The sequence below is a fragment of the Stenotrophomonas sp. Y-13 genome, assembly GCF_046267925.1.
GTDB lineage: Bacteria > Pseudomonadota > Gammaproteobacteria > Xanthomonadales > Xanthomonadaceae > Stenotrophomonas > Stenotrophomonas acidaminiphila_A.
Map to the genome: position 1 here is coordinate 17,795 of NZ_CP176501.1, position 24,353 is coordinate 42,147.

At 70.6% G+C, this 24,353-nt stretch carries 16 protein-coding genes; 8 read left to right on the forward strand and 8 right to left on the reverse strand.

What is annotated here, in order from left to right; translation table 11 throughout:
- Positions 1 to 96: 96 nt before the first annotated feature.
- Positions 97 to 1,110: a class 1 fructose-bisphosphatase gene (locus ACJ7VY_RS00095; RefSeq protein ID WP_104937606.1), complete on the reverse strand. Its 1,014-nt coding sequence runs from the start codon at positions 1,108 to 1,110 to the stop codon at positions 97 to 99.
- A 187-nt stretch (positions 1,111 to 1,297) separates the two neighbouring features.
- Between ACJ7VY_RS00095 and ACJ7VY_RS00100 the strand changes: the two genes are divergently transcribed.
- Positions 1,298 to 2,533, forward strand: a complete 1,236-nt coding sequence (locus ACJ7VY_RS00100; RefSeq protein WP_409476089.1) for an MgtC/SapB family protein — start codon at positions 1,298 to 1,300, stop codon at positions 2,531 to 2,533.
- Positions 2,534 to 2,614: 81 nt separating this feature from the next.
- Here the strand turns inward: ACJ7VY_RS00100 and ACJ7VY_RS00105 are convergent, their stop codons facing one another.
- Positions 2,615 to 3,817, reverse strand: a complete 1,203-nt coding sequence (locus tag ACJ7VY_RS00105) for an aromatic amino acid transaminase (RefSeq protein ID WP_409476090.1) — start codon at positions 3,815 to 3,817, stop codon at positions 2,615 to 2,617.
- Between the two features lie 164 nt (positions 3,818 to 3,981).
- Here ACJ7VY_RS00105 and ACJ7VY_RS00110 point away from each other — a divergent pair, with 164 nt between their 5' ends.
- Positions 3,982 to 6,108: a TonB-dependent receptor family protein gene (locus ACJ7VY_RS00110; RefSeq protein ID WP_409476091.1), complete on the forward strand. Its 2,127-nt coding sequence runs from the start codon at positions 3,982 to 3,984 to the stop codon at positions 6,106 to 6,108.
- 66 nt (positions 6,109 to 6,174) lie between these two features.
- On the opposite strand, the gene adhP is transcribed toward ACJ7VY_RS00110, so the two are convergent.
- The 3 genes from adhP to ACJ7VY_RS00125 all read right to left on the reverse strand — a co-directional run bounded on the left by adhP (position 6,175) and on the right by ACJ7VY_RS00125 (position 8,963).
- Entirely contained in the window at positions 6,175 to 7,203 is a 1,029-nt protein-coding gene (gene adhP, locus ACJ7VY_RS00115) for an alcohol dehydrogenase AdhP (protein WP_104937609.1), read from the reverse strand.
- A gap of 112 nt (positions 7,204 to 7,315) precedes the next feature.
- Positions 7,316 to 7,954 (reverse strand): bifunctional 4-hydroxy-2-oxoglutarate aldolase/2-dehydro-3-deoxy-phosphogluconate aldolase, encoded by a 639-nt coding sequence (gene eda, locus ACJ7VY_RS00120; RefSeq protein ID WP_312344701.1) that lies wholly within the window; start codon positions 7,952 to 7,954, stop codon positions 7,316 to 7,318.
- Positions 7,941 to 8,963: a sugar kinase gene (locus tag ACJ7VY_RS00125; RefSeq protein ID WP_293758832.1), complete on the reverse strand. Its 1,023-nt coding sequence runs from the start codon at positions 8,961 to 8,963 to the stop codon at positions 7,941 to 7,943. Before ACJ7VY_RS00125 ends, eda begins: the two co-directional genes overlap by 14 nt.
- Positions 8,964 to 9,235: 272 nt before the next feature.
- Between ACJ7VY_RS00125 and ACJ7VY_RS00130 the strand changes: the two genes are divergently transcribed.
- Entirely contained in the window at positions 9,236 to 11,986 is a 2,751-nt protein-coding gene (locus ACJ7VY_RS00130; RefSeq protein WP_409476092.1) for a TonB-dependent receptor, read from the forward strand.
- Between the two features lie 135 nt (positions 11,987 to 12,121).
- Positions 12,122 to 15,928 carry a LamG-like jellyroll fold domain-containing protein gene (locus ACJ7VY_RS00135; protein ID WP_409476093.1) on the forward strand — a complete coding sequence of 1,269 codons (3,807 nt, stop codon included), beginning with the start codon at positions 12,122 to 12,124 and terminating at the stop codon, positions 15,926 to 15,928.
- Between the two features lie 1,166 nt (positions 15,929 to 17,094).
- Here ACJ7VY_RS00135 and ACJ7VY_RS00140 read toward each other — a convergent pair.
- The 3 genes from ACJ7VY_RS00140 to ACJ7VY_RS00150 form a co-directional block, all read right to left on the reverse strand.
- Entirely contained in the window at positions 17,095 to 17,694 is a 600-nt protein-coding gene (locus ACJ7VY_RS00140) for a cysteine dioxygenase (RefSeq protein ID WP_409476094.1), read from the reverse strand.
- Positions 17,695 to 17,762: 68 nt separating this feature from the next.
- Positions 17,763 to 19,370 (reverse strand): carboxylesterase/lipase family protein, encoded by a 1,608-nt coding sequence (locus tag ACJ7VY_RS00145; RefSeq protein ID WP_409476095.1) that lies wholly within the window; start codon positions 19,368 to 19,370, stop codon positions 17,763 to 17,765.
- Positions 19,367 to 20,365: an alpha/beta hydrolase gene (locus tag ACJ7VY_RS00150; RefSeq protein ID WP_409476096.1), complete on the reverse strand. Its 999-nt coding sequence runs from the start codon at positions 20,363 to 20,365 to the stop codon at positions 19,367 to 19,369. The genes ACJ7VY_RS00145 and ACJ7VY_RS00150 overlap by 4 nt, the downstream gene beginning before the upstream one ends.
- A gap of 129 nt (positions 20,366 to 20,494) precedes the next feature.
- On the opposite strand from ACJ7VY_RS00150, the gene ACJ7VY_RS00155 reads away from it, so the two are divergent.
- Genes ACJ7VY_RS00155 through ACJ7VY_RS00170 form a run of 4 tightly spaced genes read left to right on the forward strand, consistent with a single transcriptional unit; the run spans position 20,495 to position 24,178 of the window.
- Positions 20,495 to 21,319 (forward strand): 2-keto-4-pentenoate hydratase, encoded by an 825-nt coding sequence (locus tag ACJ7VY_RS00155; RefSeq protein ID WP_409476097.1) that lies wholly within the window; start codon positions 20,495 to 20,497, stop codon positions 21,317 to 21,319.
- 36 nt (positions 21,320 to 21,355) lie between these two features.
- Complete coding sequence (locus ACJ7VY_RS00160; RefSeq protein ID WP_409476098.1) at positions 21,356 to 22,360, forward strand: TRAP transporter substrate-binding protein; 1,005 nt, start codon at positions 21,356 to 21,358, stop codon at positions 22,358 to 22,360.
- 12 nt (positions 22,361 to 22,372) lie between these two features.
- Positions 22,373 to 22,891 (forward strand): TRAP transporter small permease, encoded by a 519-nt coding sequence (locus tag ACJ7VY_RS00165; protein ID WP_409476099.1) that lies wholly within the window; start codon positions 22,373 to 22,375, stop codon positions 22,889 to 22,891.
- A 3-nt stretch (positions 22,892 to 22,894) separates the two neighbouring features.
- Positions 22,895 to 24,178, forward strand: a complete 1,284-nt coding sequence (locus tag ACJ7VY_RS00170; protein WP_293758815.1) for a TRAP transporter large permease — start codon at positions 22,895 to 22,897, stop codon at positions 24,176 to 24,178.
- Positions 24,179 to 24,353 lie beyond the last annotated feature (175 nt).

Below are 24,353 nucleotides of genomic sequence, written 5' to 3' on the forward strand. Positions count from 1 at the left end.
ACCCCGAGGGTGGCGCGGACCCGGCTGCCGCGGTTGTGCCGGGTCATGCCCGGCAGCCGCCACAGCGCGTGCCGGGCTGCGCGCAGGCGCGGGGATTCAGGCCTGCGCGTCGTGCTCGCGGTGGTAACGGGTGGCCTCGGCCACCTCGTTGCGCGAACCCAGGAACACCGGCACGCGCTGGTGCAGCTGTCCGGGCTGGATGTCGAGGATGCGGCGGCGGCCATCGGTGGCGGCACCGCCGGCCTGCTCGACCAGCATCGCCATCGGGTTGGCCTCGTACATCAGCCGCAGCTTGCCCGGCTTGGACGGATCCTTGCGGTCCCACGGATAGATGAAGATGCCGCCGCGGGTAAGGATGCGGTGCACGTCGGCCACCATCGAGGCGATCCAGCGCATGTTGAAGTCCTTGCCGCGCACGCCTTCGCGGCCGGCCAGCAGGTCCGCGACATAACCCTGCATCGGCGCTTCCCAATGCCGCTGGTTGGACATGTTGATGGCGAATTCCTTCGTGTCGGCCGGCACCTGCATACCGCGCTGGGTCAGCACGAACTCGCCGGTCTCGCGGTCCAGGGTGAAGGCATGAGTGCCGTGGCCGACGCTGAGCACCAGCATCGTGCTCGGCCCGTAGATGCAGTAGCCGGCCGCGACCTGCTGCACGCCCGGCTGCAGGAAGTGTTCGTCGCCGGGCTGTTCCACGCCGGCCGGCGCGCGCAGTACCGAGAAGATGGTGCCGACGGACACGTTCACGTCGATGTTGGAGCTGCCGTCCAGCGGATCGAACAGCAGCAGGAAGTCGCCCTGCGGGTACTCCGACGGCACCGGCTGGCTGTGGTCCATTTCCTCCGACGCGCAGGCGGCCAGGTGGCCACCCCAGGCATTGGCCTCGAGCAGGATCTCGTTGGAGATCACGTCCAGCTTCTTCTGCGCCTCGCCCTGCACGTTGCCGGTGCCGGCATCGCCGAGCACGCCGCCCAGCGCGCCCTTGCTCACCGCGATCGAGATGCTGGTGCAGGCGCGGGCCACCACCGCCACCAGCTGGCGCAGGTCGGCGTTGATGCGCCGGGCATGCTGCTCTTCGATCAGGAAGCGGGTCAGCGACGTGCGGGACATGTTCGGGGGCTACCTTCAGACGAAAGGAGCGCTATTGTCGCGGGTTGTCCCGGCATTTACGAGGTCATGGCCCGGTCCTGTCCCGGGGCGGCGCGGAAACGGCCACGCGATGACGCCTGCGGCCACCGGCGCGCGCCATCGGCGCCGGCCGGTGCTGGCTTAACATGCGCGTTCCGGAGGGAGAGAAATGGACTGGGACCAGGCAACGCAGGGTCTGCCCGCAGCGCTCGGCATCGGCCTGCTGATCGGCGCGGTGCGCGAGCGCCAGCATGGCGATGCCACTACGCTGCAGGCCGGGGTGCGCACCCACGCCCTGCTGGCGTTGATGGGCGCGGTCGGCATCGCCTTCGGACCGGCGGTGTTCCTGGTGCTGCTGTTGGCGGCTGCGCTGCTGGCGTGGAGCAGCTACCGCATCACCGCCCGCGACGACCCCGGCCTCACCGGCGAGATCGCACTGCTGATCACCGTGCTGCTCGGCGCGCTGGCATTTGACGCCCCCGAACTGGCGGCGGCACTCGGGGTGGTGGTGGCGATCCTGCTGTGGGCCAAGGCGCCGCTGGCACGGCTGAGCCGCGACCTGATCAGCGACCAGGAGATGCGCGACGCGTTGCTGCTGGCGGCGTGCGCGCTGGTGGTGCTGCCGTTGCTGCCGGATGAGGCGATCGACCCCTGGGGGGTACTGGTGCCGTCCAAGCTCTGGCAGATCGTGGTGCTGGTGATGGGCGTGGGCATGCTCGGCCACCTCGCATTGCGCGCGGTCGGCGCGCGCTGGGGGCTGCCGGTGGCGGGCTTCTTCTCGGGCTTCGCCTCGTCCACCGCGGCGGTGGCCGGCTTCGGCCGCGGCAGCAGGGCAGCGGCGGAACTGGTCGGCCCTTCGGCGGCGGCGGCGTTGTTGGCCAACCTGGCTTCGTTGCTGCTGTTCGCGGCGGTGATCGGCACCACGTCGCCGGCGCTGCTGCGCGCCAGCGCCTGGCCGTTGCTGGCCGCGGCGCTGGCGTTGCTGGCGCTCTCGCTGCTCGGGCTGCGCCACGTGAAGGAGGAAGCCGTGCCGCGCACCGCCACCGCCAAGGCGTTCCGCCTCGGGCACGCGCTGATGATCGCGCTGGTGATCGCCGCGGTGCTGCTGGTGTCCGAATGGCTGCGCCAGGTGTTCGGCCAGGCCGGGGCGCTGGTGGGCGCGACCATTGCCGCGCTTGGCGAACTGCACGCCGCGGCGGCTGGCATTGCCAGCCTGAACGCCGCCGGCGGCCTGCAGCTGGAACCGGCGCGCTGGGGCGTGGTGGCGCTGCTGGCGTCGGCCTCGCTGGCCAAGTCGGTGCTCGCGTTCGCCAGCGGCGGGCCGCGCTACGGTGCCGCGGTCGGCGCGGGGCTGGTGGCGATGGTGGCCGCGGCCGCGGCGGCCACCTGGCTGGTGCCGGCCTGAGACCACGCCGGCCGGCGTGGTCCAGGCATGAAAAAGCCCGGCGTCCGCCGGGCTTTTCCGGGTCATGGCGCGGGCCGCGGATCAACCGCGGCTGACGTCGTAGACCGCCTTGGCCACGTAGTCCAGGTTCTTCTGGCTGAGCGCGGCCACGCAGATGCGGCCGGTGCCGACGGCATAGATGCCGAACTCGTCGCGCAGCCGGTCCACCTGCGCCTTGCTCAGGCCCGAGTAGGAGAACATGCCGGCCTGCTGCTGGATGAAGCCGAACTCCGGCGCGCCCAGGGCGGCCAGCTTCTGCACCATGCCGGCGCGCAGGGCGTGGATGCGCTCGCGCATCGCGGTCAGCTCGGCGCCCCACATGCCGCGCAGCTCGGCGCTGCCCAGCACCCCGGCCACCAGCGCGGCGCCGTGGGTGGACGGGCTGGAGTAGATGGTGCGGATGATGCGCTTGACCTGCGACTGCACGGCCTTGGTCGAGGTCGCGTCCGGGCCCACCACCGACAGCGCGCCGACGCGCTCGCCGTACAGCGAGAACGACTTGGAGTACGAATTGGCGACGATGAAGCTGTCGATCCCGGCCTCGGCGATGATGCGCACCGCCTGGCCGTCCTGCTCGATGCCCTTGTCGAAGCCCTGGTAGGCCATGTCGATGAAGGGGAACAGCTGGCGCTCCTTGAGCAGCGCGGCGACCTGCTGCCACTGCGCGGTGTCCAGGTCGGCGCCGGTCGGGTTGTGGCAGCAGGCGTGCAGCAGCACCACGGTGCCGGGCTGCAGCTTCTGCAGGTCGGCGATCATGCCGGCGAAATCCAGCCCGTGGCTGGCGTTGTCGAAGTAGGTGTAATCGACCACCTCGAAGCCGGCGGCGCCGAACACCGCGCGGTGGTTCTCCCAGCTCGGGTTGCTGATGGCCACGGTGGCGTGCGGCAGCAGCTTGTGCAGCAGGTCCGCGCCCACGCGCAGCGCGCCGCTGCCGCCGATGGTCTGCGCGGTGGCGACGCGGCCGCTGGCGATCAGCTCCGAACCCTCGCCGAACACCAGCTTCTGCGTGGCCTGGGTGTAGGCGGGCAGGCCGTCGATCGGCAGATAGCCGCGCGGCTTGGCTTCGGCGGCCAGCTGCTGTTCGATCAGCTGCACGGCGCGCAGCAACGGGATGCGGCCGTCTTCGTCGTAATAGATGCCGACGCCAAGATTGACCTTGGTCGGGCGCGGATCGGCGTTGTAGGCCTCGGTCAGACCCAGGATCGGGTCGCCAGGAACCTGTTCCACGTTTGCAAAGAAGGACACGGCGGTACTCGTCACGGTGGCGGGAGGGGGAACTTCGGGACGACCGCGCAGCGCGGTCAAACCGCCCCATCCTAACAGGGCCGGGGGCGCTTGGCCGCAGGGGGTTTCAGCCGGAACCGTCGCGCACGGTCCACCACTTGCCGGTGATCGGCGATGATGCCGGCATGAAGCGACGCAGGCGGTGGTTCCCGATGATGCAAGTGGCAGTGGCGCTGCCGGTGGTGGCGCTGGCGGCGCCGGCCCCGGCGACCCTGGACGCGGTGCAGGTGCAGGCGGCGCGGGTGCATGCGGTGGACGATTTCGACCTGCCCGCGTCGATCACCACCCAGGCCGTGGACGCTTACGGCAATGGCCGTGGCGCGCTGGTGTCCGAAGCGCTGGGCGGAGTGCCGGGCCTGCTGGCGCGCGAGCGGCAGAACCTGGCGCAGGACACGCAGCTGTCGATCCGCGGTTTCGGCGCGCGCTCCACCTTCGGCGTGCGCGGCGTACGCCTGCTGGTCGACGGGGTGCCGGCGACCATGCCCGACGGCCAGGGCCAGCTGTCGCACTTCAACCTGCTCGGTGCCGAACGCATCGAGGTGCTGCGCGGGCCGTTCTCGGCGCTGTACGGCAACTCCTCCGGCGGCGTGGTGCAGCTGTGGAGTGCCGATGGCCAGGCGGGCGACCCGTGGCGGCTGCGCGCCAGTGCCGGCAGCGACCACAGCCGCAGCCTGGGCGTGCAGCTGCGCGGCCAGGCCGGTGCCATGCACTACAACGTCGCCGCCAGCGACTACCGCACCGACGGCTGGCGCAGGCACAGTGCGGCGCGGCGGCAATCGCTCAACGCCCGGCTCGGGTTCGAGCTGGCCCCGGGCCAGCGCCTGGACCTGCTGTTCAACGTGCTCGATGCGCCGCGCGCGCAGGACCCGCTGGGCCTGGACCGCGAGCAGGTGCGCGAGGACCCGCGCCAGGCCACCGCCGTCGCCTCCCTGTACGACACCCGAAAGTCGGTGCGGCAGGCGCAGGCCGGCGCGGTGTACACGCTGCAGCGCAGCGGCCAGACCTGGCGGCTGATGGCCTATGCCGGGCAGCGCACGGTGGCGCAGTTCCTGGCCATTCCGCCCGCGGCGCAGGCCAACCCGCTGCATGCCGGCGGGGTGATCGGCCTGGACGGTGGCTACGGCGGCGTGGACGCGCGCTGGGCCTGGCACGGCAGCCTGGCCGCGCGCCCGCTGGAACTGGTGCTTGGAGCCAACGCCGACCGCCAGCGGCAGCACCGCACCGGCCACGAGAACTTCGTCGGCGAGGTGCTGGGCGTGAGCGGCCGGCTGCGCCGCGACCAGCGCGACCGGGTCGGCAACGTCGACCAGTTCGCGCAGGCCTGGTGGCAGGTCGCGCCGCGCTGGTCGCTGCTGGCCGGCGCGCGCCACAGCCGGGTGCATTTCCGCTCCGATGACCGCTATATCGCCGCCGGCAATCCGGACGACAGTGGCCGCCGCCAGTACGCCGCCACCACGCCGGTGGCCGGCGTGGTGTTCCGCGCCGGCCCGGACCTGCGCCTGTATGCCTCGGCCGGGCGCGGTTTCGAGACCCCGACCTTCAACGAGCTCGGCTACCGCGCCGATGGCGCTGCCGGGCTGGCGCTGGATCTTGCGCCGGCCACCAGCCGCAACCTGGAGGTTGGCGCCAAATGGCGCACCCAGGCCGGCACCCGGCTGGACCTGGCCCTGTTCCACACCGATACCGACGACGAACTGGCGGTCGCCAGCAACAGCGGTGGCCGCGCCAGCTACCGCAACATCGGCGCCACCCGCCGCCGCGGCATGGAACTGGGCTGGCGGCAGCCGCTGGGCGACACCCAGCACCTGCAGCTGGCCTGGACCTGGCTGCAGGCCAGCGTGCGCGAGGGCTACCTGACCTGCACGGGCGTGCCGGCGCCCTGTACCGTGCCGCGCAACCCGGTGGCACCCGGCACCGCCCTGCCGGGGGTCCCGCGGCAACTGCTGCAGGCACGATGGGACTGGCAGCCGGGCCATTGGCAACTGGCCGCCGACGCGCTGGCCGCGGGCGCCACGACGAGCACCGACCTGGGCGACGGACGCGCGCCGGGCTACGCACTCCTGAACCTGGAAGCGGCCCGCCAGTGGCGCACCGCGAACGGCCCGCTGCGCCTGTTCGCGCGCGTGGACAACCTGCTGGACCGGCGCTACATCGGCTCGGTCATCGTCAACGACGGCAACCGTCGCTACTACGAACCCGGCCGCGGCCGCGGCTGGACCCTGGGCGTGGAATGGCAGTGGTCACCGCACTGAGGCGGCAATGCACGGCCGCCGCGCCCGCGGGAGGGGGAGCGGGCGACGGCGGCCATGCAGGGACGCTCAGGCGTTCAGGTCCAGGACCACGCGCCCTTCGATCTGGCCGGCGCGCATGCGCGCGAACACCGCGTTGATGTTTTCCAGCGCATCGGTGGAGACGGTCGCGGCGACCTTGCCGTCGGCCGCGAACTGCAGCGATTCCTGCAGGTCCAGGCGGGTGCCGACGATGGAGCCGCGCACGGTGATGCCGTTGAGCACCATGCCGAAGATGTCCAGCGGGAAGTCACCTGGCGGCAGGCCGTTGAGCGACACCGTGCCGCCGCGGCGGACCATGCCCAGCGCCTGGGCGAATGCCTTGGGCGATACCGCGGTCACCAGTGCGCCATGGGCGCCGCCGATCTCCTTCTTCAGGAAGGCCGCCGGGTCGGTGGCGCGGGCGTCGACGGTGACCGTCGCGCCCAGACGGCGCGCCAGGGCCAGCTTGTCCTCGTCCACGTCCACCGCGGCCACGTTCAGCCCCATCGCCCGCGCGTACTGCACGGCCATGTGGCCGAGCCCGCCGATGCCGGAGATCACCACCCAGTCGCCGGGCTTGGTGTCGGTGACCTTCAGGCCCTTGTAGACGGTCACCCCGGCGCACAGCACCGGCGCGATCTCGACGAAGCCCACGCTGTCGGGCAGGTGGCCGACGTAGTCGGCGTTGGCCAGCGCGTACTGGGCGAACCCGCCATTGACCGAGTAGCCGGTGTTGCGCTGGCTTTCGCACAGCGTCTCCCAGCCGCCAAGGCAGTGTTCGCAATGGCCGCAGGCCGAGTACAGCCAGGGAATGCCGACGCGGTCGCCTTCGCGGACATGGTGGACGCCCGCGCCCACCGCGACCACGTGGCCGACGCCTTCGTGGCCGGGAATGAACGGCGGCTCCGGCTTCACCGGCCAGTCGCCTTCGGCGGCATGCAGGTCGGTGTGGCAGACGCCGCAGGCTTCGATCTTCACCAGAATGTCGCCGGCACCCGGGCGCGGCACCGGTACTTCCTCGATGACCAGCGGCTGGCCGAACGCACGCACCACCGCGGCCTTCATTGTCCTGTCCATGCGCGATCTCCGTGGGGGAACGCGCCTACTCTGGCGCCGTCCGCGGGCCGGCGCATTGATCGTGATCACGCCCTGGCGGCAAACGCGCGCGGCCCGACGGACGGCAGCCCGTTCAGCCGGCCAGCAACGCCGCCTCGCGCGCCAGCCGTTCGATCCCGGCCCAGTCGCGCGCCGCCAGCAGATCGCGCGTGGTCAGCCACGAGCCACCGACGCACAGCACGTTGGGCAGGTGCAGGAACTGCGCGGCGGTCTGCACGCCGATGCCGCCGGTGGGACAGAAGCGCACGTCGCCGAACGGGCCGTTCCACGCCGCCAGCATCGCTGCGCCGCCGGCCTGCACCGCCGGGAAGAACTTGAACGTGTCCAGCCCCTGCTCCAGCCCGCGCATCAGCTCCGACGCGGTGGCCACGCCGGGCAGGAACGGCAGGTCGATGTCGCGCGCGGCGGCATACAGCCGGTCGGTGGCACCGGGAGAGACCGCGAAGCGGCCACCGGCGTCCCTGACCTGCGCCATCTGCCGCGCATCGAGCACGGTGCCGGCACCGATCACCGCGTCGGGCACTGCTTCGGCCATCGCCCGGATCGCGTCCATCGCGGTGGCCGTGCGCAGGGTCACTTCGATCACCGGCAGGCCGCCGCGGAACAGCGCCTGTGCCACCTGCACCGCATCGTCGATGGCGTCGGGGGTGAACACCGGGATCACCGGGGCCAGTTTGAGCACGGCGCGTACGCGCGGATCAGCGCCGGACATCGAACTTTCCTTCGCCCAACAGGGCCATCACGTCGGCCACGCCGACCGGGTTGAAGTCGCCGGGAATGGAGTGCTTCAGGCAGCCGCAAGCCAGCCCGAAGCGGACCGTGGCATCGGCGTCGAAGCCTTCGATCAGGCCATGCAGCACCCCGGCGGCGAAGGCGTCGCCGCCACCGATGCGGTCGATGATGGCGGTCAACTCCATCGCCGGCGCGACCGCACGGGTACCGTCACGGCCCAGCAGCATCGCGCCGATCGAATGGTGGCCGGCGCTGTGCGCGGTGCGCTGGGTGCAGGCCATGTACTGCAGCCGCGGGAACGCGGCGAACGCCATCGCCGCCGCCGCGTCCACGCGCGCCTGCGCCTCGGCCTGCGCGAACTCCCCGCCCAGCACCACGCCGATGTCGCGATAGTCGGCGAACACGATGTGCGCGCAGTCGAACAGGTCGCGCAGGATCGCTCTGGCGTCGCCGCCCCAGCGCTCCCACAGCTTCGGCCGGAAGTTGCCGTCGAACGACACCTTGATGCCCATGGCGTTGGCCGCGCGTGCCGCGGCCAGCGTGGCCTGTGCGGCCTCGGCGCCGAGCGCCGGGCTGACGCCGGACAGGTGCAGCCACTGCGCGCCGTGCAGCAGCGCCGGCCAGTCGTAGCTGTCGGCGCGCGCGCTGGCGAACGCCGAATCGGCGCGGTCGTAGACCACCTCGCTGGGCCGGTGGCCGGCACCGGTGGTCAGGAAATACAGGCCCATGCGGCCGTCGCCGCGCCGCACCCGCGTGGTATCCACCCCGTGCCGGCGCAGCTCGCCGGTGGCCGCCGCGCCCAGCGGGTTGTCGGCGACCACGCCGACCATCGCCACCGCATGGCCCAGATGCGCCAGGCAGACGCCGACGTTGGCCTCGGCACCGCCGCAGTGCACCTCCAGCGCCGGGCTCTGCAGCAGCAACTGGTGGCCGGGGGCGCCGAGCCGCAACAGCAGCTCGCCGAAACAGACAACACGGGGGGAACTCATCGGGACTCCTGTCGCGGTCTACACGGGCGGGAATGATGGCACGATAGTTTGACCATCGGTGTCATCTAAAGCCAAATGTCTCCTGTCCCTGTCGATATCGGCGCCGTAATGTCCCAAAGACAAGGGGTTGCAGGTGTTTCCTCGCCTGTTGCAGTGCAAGATGCTCGCTCCCGGAGCTCCTGCTACTTTCGGTTTTGACCAGCGGTGTCATATGCCTTTGGCACTACAGGAATCGCCGTTTCGCATGTAAACCTTTGGAGAGGGGGAAACACATGTATCCACACAGCAAGCAGAAAAAGACACCGGTTACCTTGCTCGCGCTGTCGATCGCGCTGGCGCTGCAGGCCGGCGCTGCCGCCGCCCAGGACGCGGGCGCCGCCGCCACCGAACTGGATACCGTGACCGTCACCGGCTACCGCGCCAGCGTGGAGAAGGCACTGGACATCAAGCGCGGCGAAGCCGGCATGGTCGACGCCGTGGTCGCCGAGGACATCGGCAAGTTCCCGGACAGCAACCTGGCCGAATCGCTGCAGCGCATCCCCGGCGTGGTCATCACCCGCGACGGCGGCGAAGGCCGCCAGATCACCGTGCGCGGCCTGGGCCCGGATTTCACCCGGGTGCGCATCAACGGCATGGAAGCGCTGAGCACCGTCGGCAGCAGCGATGGCCAGGGCGGCACCAACCGCAGCCGCGGTTTCGACTTCAACGTGTTCGCCTCGGATCTGTTCTCGCAGCTGATCGCGCGCAAGACCGCCTCGGCCGACGTCGAGGAAGGCTCGCTCGGCGCCACCGTGGACCTGCGCACCGCGCGGCCGTTCGACTACGACGGCTTCACCCTGGTGACCAACGTGCAGACCGCCTACAACGACGCCTCGCAGGCGGCGATGCCGCGTTTCGCGGGCCTGATCGCCAACAGCTGGGCCGACGGCAAGGTCGGCGCGCTGCTGTCGGTGGCGTACTCCGAGCGCGAGACCGTGGAAGAAGGCACCGGCACCGTGCGCTGGGCCGGCGGCACCACCAATGGCGGCTTCAATCCGAATTCCGCGTTCAAGGAAGCGCTCAGGTCCGACGTCTATGCGCCGCGCTTCCCGCGCTACACGCTGATGGAGCACGACCAGAAGCGCCTGGGCGTGACCGGTTCGCTGCAGTTCAAGCCCAGTGACCGCACCACCTTCAGCCTGGATGCGCTGTACTCGAAGATCGACGCGCAGCGTGACGAGAAGTACATCGAGGCCAATGGCCTGAGCAAGTCCGACGCACTGGGCAAGCGGGAAATCCTGGTCAATGCCGGCGAAGTGCGCAATGGCGCGCTGGTCTACGCGCAGATGGACAACGTGGATATCCGCGCCGAGAACCGCCACGACGAATGGAGCACGGATTTCTACCAGGTCAGCCTCGACGGCGAGCACAGGCTGAGCGACAGCTTCACCGTCAGCGGCAGGGTCGGCACCTCGCGGTCCAAGCATGACAACCCGGTCCAGGCGACCATCATGATGGACAAGCTCAACGTCAAGGGCTACAGCTACGACTACCGTGGCAACGCCAACAAGCCGGTGTTCAACTACGGTGTCAGCCCGACCGATCCGAACGGCTGGACCCTGTCCACCATCCGCCTGCGCCAGAACTACGTGACCAACGAGTTCAACAACGGCGAGCTGGATTTCTCCTGGGTCATCGGCCCCTCGTTCACCCTGAGCGGCGGCGTGCAGGCCAAGAACTACAGCTTCGATTCGATGGAGCGCCGGCGCGTCGGCAACGAGACCACGGTGCCGAACTTCAGCACCGGCAACAGGATCGTGCCGGCCGACATGACCGAGCTGGCCAGCCTCGGCGGCCTGGCCGGCTCGCCCGGCACGTGGGTGGTGCCCAACTTCGGTGCCATCGCCAATATGTTCGGCGTCCTCAACGGCGAGGGCATCTACGCGTTGGCGGACTACGCGGCCAGCATGCGCGGCGTCGAGGAGCAGGACCGCAGCGGCTGGCTGATGGGCAAGTTCTCCACCGAGATCGGTTCGATCCCGGTGTACGGCAACCTCGGCGTGCGCCACGTCCGTACCAAGCAGACCTCGTCGGGCATCGCCACCGCCAGTGGCACGCCCGTGGCCGCCACTGTGACCCGCGAGTACAACGACACCCTGCCCTCGCTGAACGTGGTGGCCGAACTCACCCCGGATTTCCTGCTGCGCTTCGCCGCGGCCAAGGTGATGTCGCGTCCCGGCCTGGGTAGCCTGACCCCGGGCGTCACCGTCAACGTCAGCGGCAGCGCGAAGACGGTCAGCGGCGGCAACCCGATGCTCGACCCGGTGCGCGCCAAGAGCTACGACCTGAGCCTGGAGTGGTACTTCGACGAAGGCGCGATGCTCGGCGCCACCGTGTTCTACAAGGATATCGGCAGCTACATCCAGAACACCCGCGAAACCCGGGTCTATGCCGACAGCGGCCTGCCGGCCAGCCTGCTGGACAACCTCAACGCCAGCCCCAGCGACGAGTTCACCTTCACCGTGCCGGTCAACACCCCGGGCGGCAAGCTGCAGGGCGTGGAGCTGAACTACGTGCAGCCGTTCACCTTCCTGCCGGGCAAGTGGTCCAACCTGGGTACGCAGCTGAACTACACCTACGTCGATTCGGACATCCAGTACCTGCTGTCCTCCGGCGCGACGGCGCAGAAGGCGGCGATGACCGGCCAGTCCAAGAATTCGTGGAACGCGACGCTGTTCTACGAAGGCGAGCGCTTCTCCGGGCGCGTCTCGGCGACCAACCGCAACGACTACCTGATCCAGGTGCCCGGCACCGAGGCCGGCTTCAACAGCGACGCCAACGGCGTGCACGGCCAGAGCGGCACCACCATCGTCGATGCGTCGATCCACTACCGCATCAGCGACCAGCTGGAGCTGAGCCTGGAGGGCGCCAACCTGACCAACGAGGCGCAGGAATCGTGGGTGGCCAACCCGTCGGTGTCGCTGCCGCTGGAGTACAGCCAGACCGGGCGCACCTACACCCTGGGGCTGCGTTACCGGTTCTGATCCGGGCTGCGCTGCCGGCATGTTGCCGGGAGCCAGCCGATGGTGCGACGCAGGATGTGATGACGCGTTGGCGTCGCTAACTTGGCCCACCGCGCGCGGCGCAGGCACGCGCCGCGCGCTTCCAAGAGACGCCCGATGTCACCACGTTCCACCCGCCCGCTGTCGCGTACCCTGCTGCTGGCCTGCGCGCTGTCGTCCGCGCTCCCGGCGGCGGCGCATTCTTCCCCGCCGAACCTGCTGTTCCGCGTATCGGCCGACCAGGGCTTCGTCGCCGACCAGGCGCAGGGCGATGCCGTTCCCAACTTCCAGGACAAGGTGAGCCTGGTCGACGACGGTGCCCATGGCCGCGCGATCCGCTGGGAAGACGACGGCGTGCTGTCGTGGAACGCACCGGGCAACATCCGCGCCGAACGCGGCACCCTGTCGTTCTTCTGGCGCCCGCGCTACGCCGTGGGCGAGGCGCCGTTCGTGATCTTCCGCGTCGGCTACGCCGACCACAGCAGCTGGGACATGACCTGGCTGCGCATCGACTGGAACGGCCACGGTTTCGATGCCTTCGTCACCGATGCCAACCTGGCGCGGACCCGTGTCTCCTTCCGCCTGGACCGCAACCCGTCGCCCGACCAGTGGCAGCACATCGCCTTCGCCTGGGACGAGGACCAGGGCGTGCGCCTGTTCCTCGACGGCCGCGAAGTGGCACGCGTGGATACCACCGGCGACTACGACGCCGCGCTCGACCAGCTCGGCCTGGCCGGGCGGGTGATGGCGCCCTACCAGGTGCAGAGCCGCTACAACTTCCTGCGCGGCGGCGATTTCGACGAGATACGCGTCTATGACCGCATGCTCGACGCTACCGGCGTGGCCGCACTGGCACGCAATGCGGCACCGGACGCGGGCCAGACCGCGGCTGCCACGCAGCGTGCGTGGTGGCACCGTTACGGCTGGGAGAGCGCGCCGCCGCCGCTCCTGGACGCGGCGGTGACGACGATCCGCAAGGTCGAGTTCGCCGACGTCAAGGACAAGAAGCAGTGGATGTGGAAGGGGACCGACGGCATCGCCGAGACCACCTGGCCCGGCGTCTACAACCGCTCGCGCCTGCCCGGCCGCAACGACTACTTCCAGCTGCCGGACTGGAACACCTATGTCGAAGGTGGCCAGCACCTGGACCTGACCGTGCCCGATGGCGAAGCCATCAACCGCATCGAGATCCGCGGTGCCGCCTTCGGCACGCTCGGCGGCGATGCCGGCACCCTGTTCACCCGGCCGCGGGGCGTGGTCCGCAGCGTCGATGAGTTCCCCGCCCAGACCGGCGGCACGCTGCGCTTTTCCAATGCCGAGCAGGAAACGCCGATCCAGGAGATCTGGGGCTACCACGTGAGCGATGCCGCCGAGCCGCAGGGCACGGTCAAGCAGCGCTACCTGATCGACAGCCGCGTACTGCCGGACTACACCAACATCGCCGCGCTGCGCGACTACATCGATGGCCGCTTCGCGCCGGACGAGCGCAGCGTGGTGATGGCGCTCCCCAAGGGTGCCGGTTCGCGCAAGCGAAGCGCCGACACGCTTCCGGCGCAGCCGCGGCCCATCGTCCACGTACTGGTGCCGTCCGGGGTCGGCGACGCCCCGGCGGCGCAGCCGCTGATCCGCAGCTGGGCGCACAGCTGGGAGAACATGCACGATGGCCTGGACGGCATCGCCATCGACCTGCCGGCGCTGGACCTGCCCGCCACCCACGACGGCCCCGGCGGCGGCGTGATCCCGCTGAACATCCGCATCAAGGACCCGATCTGGCCGGCGCGCGACCTGATCGACGTGTCGGTCTCGGTCCGCCCCGGGCAGCCGCGCACGCTGTGGCTGGACCTGCGCGACCGCATCCTTACCGCTGACAGTCTGTGGATCGCCATCGCCGCGGCCGCGCCCGGCTTCAACGCCGCCTCGCTGGACGGCGCCGAGGTGCGGCTGGTGTTCAAGGACCGCAGCGAGGCGCTGCGGGAGCATGTCGCCGACCGCTTCAACCAGGTGCGCGACAACTGGGGTTTCCTGGTGGAGGAACACACCACTTCCAAGCGCCAGCGCCTGTACGCGCGGGTATATGCCGACCTCAGCGACCTGCTGCGGGTGGACCCGGACCACGCGCTGGGCCGGCTGTACTGGAACTACATCAGCTACAACAGCCAGGGCCGGCCGCCGTTCCAGCAGCCGCAGCCACCGAAGGGCGTGCCGCTGTGGGCGTTCCGGCAGCTGGAGGACCTCAGGCGCGTGCGCCGCTTCGTCGACTGGTGGATCGACCACCGCCAGGTCGAGTATGGCGACTTCGGCGGCGGCATTTCCGACGACACCGACCTGACCCAGCAGTGGCCGGGGCTGGCGTTGATGGGCGTGGAGCCGGACCGCCTCAATGCCTCGCTGACCGCACTGTCCGACGCGGTGTACCGCAACGGCATGTTCGCCAACGGCCTGAGCACCATCGAGACCGACGAACTGCACGCCTACGAGGAAGGCATCAACACCAACAGCGCCATGCTCTACCTCAACTGGGGCGACCCGCTGACCGTCGAGCGGCTGATGGAAACGGTGCGCGCGTTCGACGAGCGCATCATCCTGCGCAACCCGCAGGGCCACCTGCTGTTCTCCAGCAACTGGTTCGGTGGCAACAAGGTCTACCGCGAGCCGAACTGGCAGTGGCAGAAGCCCTACTCGTTCCCGGCGCTGCACCCGGCGTTCCTGCTGGGCGAGTACAACGCCGACCCGACCGGCCGCACCCTGGTCACCGGACTGGCCGACAGCTACCTCGCCCACGCCTATACCGACGACACCGGCCGCTGGACGCTGCCCAACGAGATCCACTGGGCCACCGGCAAGACCCGGGGTGGCGAACTGAACCAGGGTTCGGGCGCCGGCGACGTCATGCACACGTTCTGGGCGGCGTGGCGCTGGAGCGGCGACGACCGCTACCTGAAGGCGCTGGACTACCGCGTCCAGCGTGGCGGCCCCGGCGCGCTGTCCAACCTGGGCGAGAACATCATCGAAGTGCTCGGCCGCCAGCAGGACTGGGGCCGGCAGCTGGTCGCCGCCGCCGACAAGGGCGACACCGGCTTCGCCGCCATCACCGCGTGGCAGCTGAGCGGCGACAAATCGTATCTGGAAGCCCTGCATGCCGAAGGCATCCAGGCCAAGGCCCTGCGCGAGTACATGAATACCGAGGGCCACTGGTGGAGCGACCGCGTCGAGGCGCCCAGCGAGTTCCTGCAGCGCCTGCGCCTGGGCGGCATCGCGCTCAAGCGCAACCAGAGTTTCCCCGGGCACACCGTGAGCTGGCGCTTCGCCCGCCCCGGCGCGGCCGAGCAGGTGGCGCTGCTGGTGCACGCGCCCTCGCGCGAACGCTTCAAGGTGATCGCCTGGAACATGGCAGACGTGCCGCTGGAGGCGACAATGACCGGCTGGAACATCGCCGCCGGCACCTGGCGCATCCGCAGCGGCATCGACCGCGACGGCGACGACCGGATCGACGGCAAGCCGCAGGTGCGCGAGGTGGCGCTCGAGCGCAGCGCGTCCACCGCGCTGCGTTTCGCGCCGAAGCAGGCGCACGTGTTCGAGTTCGAACGGATCGCCGCGGGCACGCCGGTGGAAACCCGTGCCGACCTCGGCATCGGCCGCGGCGACCTGCAGGTCGCGGACGGACGCGTGCGCCTGACCGTGCACAGCCTGGGCCACGTCGCCACCCGGCCCGGCCACGCGTGGCTCGAGGATGCGCGCGGCCGCGAGGTGGCGCGCGTCGCGATCCCGGCACTGGAAGCGCCATCGGACCTGCAGCCGCGCACGCTCACCCTGGAACTGCCGCTGCCCGCCGGTTTCGACCGCCGTGGCGCCAGCGTGCGGGTGCTGCAGGACGGCGACGCCGAGGAAGTGACCCTGCTCAACAACCACCTGCCGCTGCCGTAGGTGCCGGGCTCGCCCGGCACGGGGCCTTGCCGGGTGCGTTCATACGTGGCATTGCCGGAAGCGTTCATGCGGGGCAAGCCCCGCATCCATGTGGGTATCGGTGTGCATCCGCGGCCTTTCGCGCGCCGCTGCGAACACACCGTAGGTGCCGGGCTCGCCCGGCACGGGGCATTACCGGGTGCGTTAAATGCAGGGCAAGCCCCGCATCTACGGAGGTATCGGTGTGCATCTGCGGCCTTCGCGCGCCATCCCGAACACCCCCGTAGGTGCCGGGCTTGCCCGGCACGGGGCATTACCGGGTGCGTTCATGCGGGGCAAGCCCCGCATCTACGGCGTATCGATGTGCATCTTCGGCCCTTCGCACGCCACCCCGAACACACCGTAGGTGCCGGGCTCGCCCGGCACGGGGCATTACCGGGTGCGTTAAATGCGGGGCAAGCCCCGCATCTACGGGGTATCGGTGTGCATCTGCGGCCTTCGCGCGCCACTGCGAACACACCGTAGGTGCCGGGCTTGCCCGGCACGAGGCATTACCGGGTGCGTTCATGCGGGGCAAGCCCCGCATCTACGGCGTATCGATGTGCATCTTCGGCCCTTCGCACGCCACCCCGAACACACCGTAGGTGCCGGGCTCGCCCGGCACGGGGCATTACCGGGTGCGTTAAATGCGGGGCAAGCCCCGCATCTACGGGGGTATCGGTGTGCATCTTCGGCCCTTCGCGCGCCGCCGCGAACACACCGTAGGTGCCGGGCTTGCCCGGCACGAGGCATTACCGGGTGCGTTCATGCGGGGCAAGCCCCGCATCTACGGCGTATCGATGTGCATCTTCGGCCCTTCGCGCGCCGCCGCGAACACCACCGTAGGTGCCGGGCTCGCCCGGCACGGGGCATTGCCGGGTGCGTTGCATGCGGGGCAAGCCCCGCATCTACGGGGATATCGGTGTGCATCTGCGGCCTTCGCGCGCCGCCGCGAACACACCGTAGGTGCCGGGCTCGCCCGGCACGGGGCATTGCCGGGGGCGTTGCATGCGGGGCGAGCCCCGCATCCATGTGGGTATCGGTATGCATCTTCGGCCTTCGCGCGCCGCTGCGAACACCACCGTAGGTGCCGGGCTTGCCCGGCACGGGGCATTACCGCGAGCATTCATGCGGGGCAAGCCCCGCATCTACGCGGCGGTGTCTGTCTGCATCTGCCGGCTTTCGCGCCTGTACCAGTCCGCTTGCCCCGCTTCCGGAACGAACACCGTGCAGTGCTCCATCGGCCGCTGGTAGACATGTACCGAGATCGCGAGCTCAGTGTCGCTGGCGTTGCGCAGCACATGGAACTCATCCGGCGGGATCAGGTTGCCGGCGCTGCCGCGCGTACCGTCCACGCCGGGCAGGGGCTGCAGCCGGGCGATGTCGCCGCGGTCTTCGCGCAACCGGTACGGGGTGATCCGCAGCGCGCCCTGCCACACGCCTTCCACGCACCACAGGCCATCGTGGTCATGCAGCGGGGTGCCCTGGCCGGGCCCCCAGGTCATGGCGATGATGCTGTAGCCGTGGCGCGCGCTGCGGTACAGCTCGCGGCGCGCGTAGTGGTCGGTGATCGGCTCGTGCACGCATGCCGGCAGCACGATCGCCGGGTCGGCGATGGCCTCGCGCAGCGCGTGTTCGATCCGCGCCACCGTGCCGCCGACATCGGCCGCGCCCATGGCGGCATCGATCGCCGCCACCAGTCGTTCGCGGCCGGTGAAGCCGGGGTAACCGTTTGCATCTGAAATCATGCCGCCAGTCTAGGGCAAAACGGTGAACGAACCGTTCGCTGCCGTCATGGCCGGGCGGCATGTGCGGCTCATGACGTGCCGCGCTGCACGAACGGCACCTGTCCGTACAGCCGGCGCTCGCCGCCGCGCGGGTCGTCCTGCAGGCGGCTGTCGTCGTCGAACACCAGGGTCTGCCGGCGCTGCAGCGAGTACGGTTCCCAGCGCGGCAGCCCGCCGTGGTTGGGGTCGCCGTGGCGGGCGAACGCCAGCAGCGCATCGCTCATCGCGTCGGCCATGCGCATGGCCGACGCGCGGGTGCCGGTGCGCGAACCGGGCTGGTGCGTGTTGTGGAACACCAGCGGGATGTCCAGGGTATGGAAGGCGCGCAGCCGGTCGGCCTCGCCGCCGCGGTCGTACCAGTCCAGCTGGTAGGCCCAGGTCGGCGCGCCCTGGCGTGCGCGCGCTTCCAGCTCCTCCACCGCGCCGCGCCAGGAGCGGCCGGCGGTGGTCGCGGCGAAGAACACCTCCGAGGCGGTGTAGTGCGGGTACATCCGCCGGTACGCGGCGATCACCTCCGCGACCGGCAGGTCCACGAACTGCTCGCGCTCCAGCTTCGCCGGCAGCGCCTCCCAGTCGAGTGTGAAGTTGCGCGCATCGTTGCCGAGGAAGGCGCGGGTTTCGTCGCGGGTATTGCCGATGACCATCGGGACGGTGGCCGACTGCAGCGGCGCCTGCGGCCAGAACGGGTGCACCGGCAGGTGCCGCGCGTCCAGTACCGGGCCGAAGTACAGGCCGGTGTCCTCGACCCACGACGGATCGCGCAGCTTGATCGCGTCCAGCAGCGTTTCCATCGGCAGCGTGCGCAGCGCCTGCGGGTCGCGCAGGCCGAAGTGTTCCAGCACGCGCCGCGCGCGCTGCGTCGCCGCGCGTGGCCCGGCGGCGGTGACCTGCTGGCCGCTCATCGTCCAGGCGCGGTGGAACAGGCCCGCCGCCGCCGGCATTGCCATCAGCGTGGCGATCTTGGCGCCGCCGCCGGACTGGCCGAACACGGTGACGTTGCCGGGGTCGCCGCCGAACTCCGCCGCATGCTGGCGCACCCACTGCAGCGCCTGCACCAGGTCCAGCTGGCCGACGTTGCCGGAATCGGCGAACGCCGGGCCGCCGAGGCCGCCCAGGTACAGGTAGCCGAACACGTTGAGCCGGTGGTTGACGCTGACCACCACCACGTCGCCGCGCCGGCACAGGTTGCCGCCGTCATACAGCGGATCACTGCCCGAGCCGTTGTTGTAGGCGCCGCCGTGAAGGTACACCAGCACCGGGCGGCGGCCGCCGTCGCGCAGGGCCGGCGTCCACACGTTGAGATACAGGCAATCCTCGCTGCCCGGGCCTTCGCCACTGGTCTGCGGCGCCGCCGGGCCATGGGCCAAGGCGTCGCGTATGCCGCGCCAGGGGGCTTCCTGTACTGCCGGCTGGAAGCGCCGCGGTGCGGTGTCCGCGCCGTAGGGAATGCCGCGGAACACATGGATGCCCTGCTCGGTCTGCCCGGCGATACGGCCGCCGCGCACGCGTGCGAGCGGGCTCGCCTGCCCGCGCGCGGCGCCGGCCGGGACCGCAGCGGCCAGCCCCGCGCCGAGCGAACACAGTGCGCCGGCGCGCAGCAGCCGGCGCCGTTGCGGATCGTCGGTCCTGGCGTTCATGGCGTGCGCTCCGTTCCCTGCGCGGCGATCCAGTCCAGTGCCAGCCGCGGCCACGCGGCCGTGGTCAGGCCGGCGATGCCACGGGTGCCGAAGCCATGGCCGCCGTGCGGGAACACGTGCAACTCGGCCGGGACCCCGGCGCGGAGCAGGCCGGAGTAGAACGCCAGGCTGTTGCCGACCGGCACCGCCGCATCGTCGCCGGCATGCACCAGGAAAGTGGGTGGCGTGTCGGCACGGACCTGGTCCTGCATCGAATAACGCCGCTGCAGCGCCGGCTCCGGTCGCGCGCCGAGCAGCCGTTCGCGCGAACCGGGGTGCGCGTCCGCGCCGGCCATGTCGATCACCGGATACACCAGCAGCTGGAAATCCGGGCGCGCACTGGCGCGGTCGATGGCGTCGGTGGCCGGATAGGCGGGCTGGTCGAAGCCGTTGCCGAGCCGCGCGGCCAGGTGCCCGCCGGCGGAGAAGCCGATCACGCCGATGCGCCGCGGGTCCAGCTGCCACTCGCCGGCGCGCGCGCGGATCAGGCGCAATGCGCGCTGCGCATCGGCCAGCGCCGCTTCGCGGTCGTCGCGCCCCTCGCCCGGCAGCCGGTAGCGCAGCACGAACAGGGTGATGCCGCCCTGCTCGACGAAGGCCGGCACCAGCGCCGAGCCCTCCTTGTCCAGCACCACGCGCTGATAGCCGCCGCCGGGCGTCACCAGCAGTGCGGTGCCGTTGGGCCGGGCCGGCCGGTACATGACCAGGTAGGGCGCACTGACATGGGTGATGTAGCGGTCCGGCAGCGCCGGGTCGGTGCTGCGTTCGACGATCCGCGCGGCCTGGGCGAGAGGTTTGTCCCCCGGTGCCACCCCGTTCGGCCACAGCGCGATCCGCCGCGCCGATCCCGCGACCGGTTCACCGTCCGGGCCGTCGCCCGTGGCGGCGCTGGCGCCATCGCAATTCAGGCAAAAAGCCAATGACAACAAGGATCTGCCAAGCAGGGTCAGGGACATGGGGAGTCTCGCGATGCGGAACGGGGATGGCCGTGATGCGATGCGTATTGCCAGATGACACCGGTTTACCATATACAGCACCCACAGCACTGTCGATGGGCGGTGCAGCAACGCCACCAGGAGAGCCACTTGAGCATCGACCAAGGCCGACCGGCCCCGACCGCCGCGCTGGACGACATCGCCCGCCAGTTCGTGGACGCGCGCCGCGCCGGGCGTTCGCTCGATGATTTTCCCGGCACGATCCCGGCCGACCTGGTCACCGCCTACCAGGTGCAGGACCTGGCGATCGGCCGCTGGGACGATGCGGTGGTCGGCTGGAAGGTCGGCTATATCGCGCCCGAGCGCCGCGACGCGTCCGGCGACGAGCGCCTGCTGGGCCCGGTGTTCGCGCGCCAGCTCTGGAATGCTACCGGTGGCATCGTGGACATCCCGGTGTTCTCCGGCGCCGGCGGGTTCGCCGCGGTCGAGGCCGAGTACGTGCTGCGGCTCGACGCCGACGCACCGGCCGGCAAGCTCGACTGGACGCCAGCCGAGGCCGCCGCCCTGCCCGCGCGCCTGTTCACCGGGGTGGAAGTGGCCAGCAGCCCGCTGGCGACGATCAACGTACTGGGGCCGCGGGTGGTGGTGTCCGACTTCGGCAACAACAATGGCCTGGTGCTGGGCACGGAAATCGTGGACTGGACGCGGCTGGACGAAGCGCGGCTGCTGGCGCGCACCGAGATCGACGGGGTGGTCGTGGGCACCGGCGGCGCCGGCAACCTGCCCGGCGGCCTGCGCGCGGCCTATGCGTTCGCGCTGGCGCGCTCGGCGCGCCGCGGCCGGCCGCTGCGCCGCGGCGACCTGATCGCCACCGGCAACGCCACCGGCATCCACGACATTGCGGTCGGCCAGCAGGCCGTGATCCGCTTCGAGGGCCATGGCGAGATTGCCTGCAGAGCGGTGGCCGCCGGCTGAGCGGCGGCCACGATGGATGCACGTGGAGGGGGTTCGATGATCAATCGCAGAAATTTTCTTGCCACCGGGCTGGGCGCGCTTGCCGCGCCGGCGCTGGTGGCCTGTGCGGGCGGTGGCCGCGGGGCTGCCGGCGAGGGCCGCCTGCTCACCGCCTCCGACGTCCACGTGGCGGACTACCCCACCGTCACCGCGGTCCGATGGATCGGGCAGCAGCTCGAGCGCGAAACCGGCGGCCGGCTGCGGTTGGCGCAGTACCACTCCGGCCAGCTTGGCCGCGAGTCGGAGGCGATCGACATGGCGCGCTTCGGCGCCATCGACATCACCCGGGTCTACTCGGGGGCATTGAACAACGCGTTCCCGGTGACCCGCGCGCTGTGCCTGCCCTACGTGTTCGATTCGGTCGCGCACATGCGCCGCGCGCTGGACGGCGGCATCGCCGACGCGGTGCTGGCCGGCTTCGAGCAGCGCGGCCTGGTCGGCCTGGCGATCTACGATTCCGGCGCGCGCTGCTTCTACAACACCAAGCATCCGATCGTGGTGCCGCGCGACCTGCACGGCCTGAAGCTGCGCGTGGCCAGCTCGGACATCTTCCTGCAGCTGATGCGCCTGTTCGGCGCCAACCCGACGCCGATGTCGCTGGGCGACACGTTCTCCGGCATGGAGACGCACATGATCGACGGCGCCGAGAACAACATGCGCAGCTTCCACTCCAGCCGCCATTTCGAGGCCGCGCACTACTGGTCCGAAAGCCAGCATTCGTACGCGCCGGACGTGCTGCTGATGTCGCGGCGCAGCTTCGACGCGCTGGCGCCGGGCGACCGTCGCCTGCTGCTGGAGCTGGCGGGGCAGTCGGTGCAGGTGATGCGTGGCGAATGGGATGCGTCCGAGGACAAGGCGCGGCAGGCGGTGCTGGCGCATGGCGTGAAGGCCAACGCGGTGGACATCGGCGCGTTCCGCGAGGCCGCCGCGCCGCTGCTGCGCGATTACCTGCAGCAGCCGGAGATCGCCGCCCTGCACCGCCGCATCCGCGATTTCGCCTGAGGATCCGCCGCGATGACCGAAGCCACTTTCCGCAGTACCCAGGCCGGCCCGCAGCGCGCGCTGGAGGCCCTGGCCACCGTCGTCATCCACGTTGCCGTCGTCGCCCTGCTGGGGCTGGTGGTGGTGCAGGGCTGGCAGGTGTTCGCCCGCTACGTGATCAACGACTCGCCCAGCTGGACCGAGCCGGTGACGCTGCTGCTGCTGAGCACCGCGATGAGCATGGGCGCGGCCGCGGGCGTGCATACCCACCGCCACTTCGGCTTCTTCCTGCTGGCCGAGCACCTCAACCCGCTGGCGCGGCGCGTGGTCGATGCGCTGGTGCCGCTGGTGGTGGCCAGCATCGGCGCGGTGATCGCCTGGTGGGGCTGGGTGCTGTGGATCGACGGCCTGCACATAAAGGCCGCCGGCGCCCACCTGCCGCAGAGCGTGAACTACCTGCCGCTGAGCCTGGGCGGCGCGCTGATGGTGGTGTTCGCGTTGAACCGGCTGTGGCTGGCGCTGCGGCCGGCCGCCATCGAAGGAGACCGCTGAACCATGGGTATCGCAATCCTGTTCGCGGTGTTCGCCGCGCTGCTGCTGATCGGCGTGCCGGTCGCCTATGCGCTGGCCGCCGCCGCGCTGGCCACCCTGCTCTACCTGGACCTGCCCAGCGTGGTGCTGGTGCAGCAGATCTCGGCCGGCACCGGTTCGGCCTCGCTGATCGCCATCCCGCTGTTCATCTTCGCCGGCGAGATCATGATGCGCGGCGGCATCTCCGAGCGCCTGATCGCGCTGGCCGCGTCGCTGGTCGGGCGCCTGCGCGGCGGCCTCGGCCAGGTCTCGATCCTGTCCTCGCTGTTCTTCGGCGGCGTCTCCGGCTCGGCCATCGCCGATGTCTCGGCGGTCGGCGGCACGATGATCCCGCAGATGGTGCAGCGTGGCTACGACCGCGACTTCGCGGTCAACGTCAGCATCACCGCGGCGCTGGTGGCGTTGCTGGTGCCGCCGTCGCACAACCTGATCCTGTTCTCGGCCGCGGCCGGCGGCGGCCTGTCCATCGCCGACCTGTTCGCCGCCGGCGTGGTGCCGGCGCTGCTGATGACGGTGGTGCTGATGCTCACCGGCTACGCCGTGGCGCGGCGCCGTGGCTATGGCGTGGAAGCCTTCCCCGGCCTGCGCGCGGTGCTGCTGCGGCTGGTCGCCGCGCTGCCCGGGCTGGGGCTGGTGGCGCTGATCTTCGTCGGCATCCGCGCCGGCATCTTCACCGCGGTCGAGTCGGCGGCCATCGCCGTGGTCTACGCGCTGCTGGTCACCACCGTGCTGTACCGGCAGCTGCGCTGGCGCGCGTTCCTGGACACGGTGACCCATGCCGCGCGCAGTACCGGCGTGATCCTGTTCGTGATCGCCACCGCGGCGGTGTTCGGCTGGCTGCTGGCCTACCTGCAGGTACCGGCGGCGGCGGTGGCGTTCCTGCAGTCGTTCGCGCACAGCAAGTTCATGGTGCTGCTGATGATCGTGGTGATGCTGCTGTTGCTGGGCACGTTCATGGACCTGGCGCCGATGATCCTGATCTGCACCCCGATCTTCCTGCCGGTGGCCAAAGCCTATGGCATCGACCCGATCCACTTCGGCCTGGTGCTGGTGCTGACCGGCGGCCTGGGCCTGGTGACGCCGCCGGTGGGCTCGGTGCTGTTCATCGGCACCGCCATCGGCAAGATCACCGTCGGCCAGAGCATGAAGACGATCTGGCCGTTCTGGCTGGCCGGGCTGGCGGTGCTGCTGGTGGTGACGTTCTTCCCGCAGCTGTCGCTGTGGCTGCCGGCGCTGCTGCGCGGCTGAGCCGGGCCGGCCGCAACGGGCCGGCGTCGTTTCCGGCCCGCGGCGGCGTCTCGGGCTAACATCACTGCCTGGCGCGGGTTCCCTGCCCTGCCGCCGGCGGATGCCGCCGGCAGCGACAGGAAGCCGCCGCGCCGCTCACATCGCCGTGCCCCACGGGGGCGCGGCGCCGCCAGAA

Coding starts and splice junctions, on each gene's coding strand:
- ACJ7VY_RS00150 (WP_409476096.1), bottom strand. CDS start 20,365: ATGTCCCTGACCCTGCTTGGCAGATCCTTGTTGTCATTGGCTTTTTGC.
- eda (WP_312344701.1), bottom strand. CDS start 7,954: ATGTCCGGCGCTGATCCGCGCGTACGCGCCGTGCTCAAACTGGCCCCG.
- ACJ7VY_RS00160 (WP_409476098.1), top strand. CDS start 21,356: ATGATCAATCGCAGAAATTTTCTTGCCACCGGGCTGGGCGCGCTTGCC.
- ACJ7VY_RS00110 (WP_409476091.1), top strand. CDS start 3,982: ATGAAGCGACGCAGGCGGTGGTTCCCGATGATGCAAGTGGCAGTGGCG.
- ACJ7VY_RS00145 (WP_409476095.1), bottom strand. CDS start 19,370: ATGAACGCCAGGACCGACGATCCGCAACGGCGCCGGCTGCTGCGCGCC.
- ACJ7VY_RS00135 (WP_409476093.1), top strand. CDS start 12,122: ATGTCACCACGTTCCACCCGCCCGCTGTCGCGTACCCTGCTGCTGGCC.
- ACJ7VY_RS00130 (WP_409476092.1), top strand. CDS start 9,236: ATGTATCCACACAGCAAGCAGAAAAAGACACCGGTTACCTTGCTCGCG.
- ACJ7VY_RS00140 (WP_409476094.1), bottom strand. CDS start 17,694: ATGATTTCAGATGCAAACGGTTACCCCGGCTTCACCGGCCGCGAACGA.
- ACJ7VY_RS00170 (WP_293758815.1), top strand. CDS start 22,895: ATGGGTATCGCAATCCTGTTCGCGGTGTTCGCCGCGCTGCTGCTGATC.
- ACJ7VY_RS00100 (WP_409476089.1), top strand. CDS start 1,298: ATGGACTGGGACCAGGCAACGCAGGGTCTGCCCGCAGCGCTCGGCATC.
- ACJ7VY_RS00095 (WP_104937606.1), bottom strand. CDS start 1,110: ATGTCCCGCACGTCGCTGACCCGCTTCCTGATCGAAGAGCAGCATGCC.
- ACJ7VY_RS00165 (WP_409476099.1), top strand. CDS start 22,373: ATGACCGAAGCCACTTTCCGCAGTACCCAGGCCGGCCCGCAGCGCGCG.
- ACJ7VY_RS00125 (WP_293758832.1), bottom strand. CDS start 8,963: ATGAGTTCCCCCCGTGTTGTCTGTTTCGGCGAGCTGCTGTTGCGGCTC.
- adhP (WP_104937609.1), bottom strand. CDS start 7,203: ATGGACAGGACAATGAAGGCCGCGGTGGTGCGTGCGTTCGGCCAGCCG.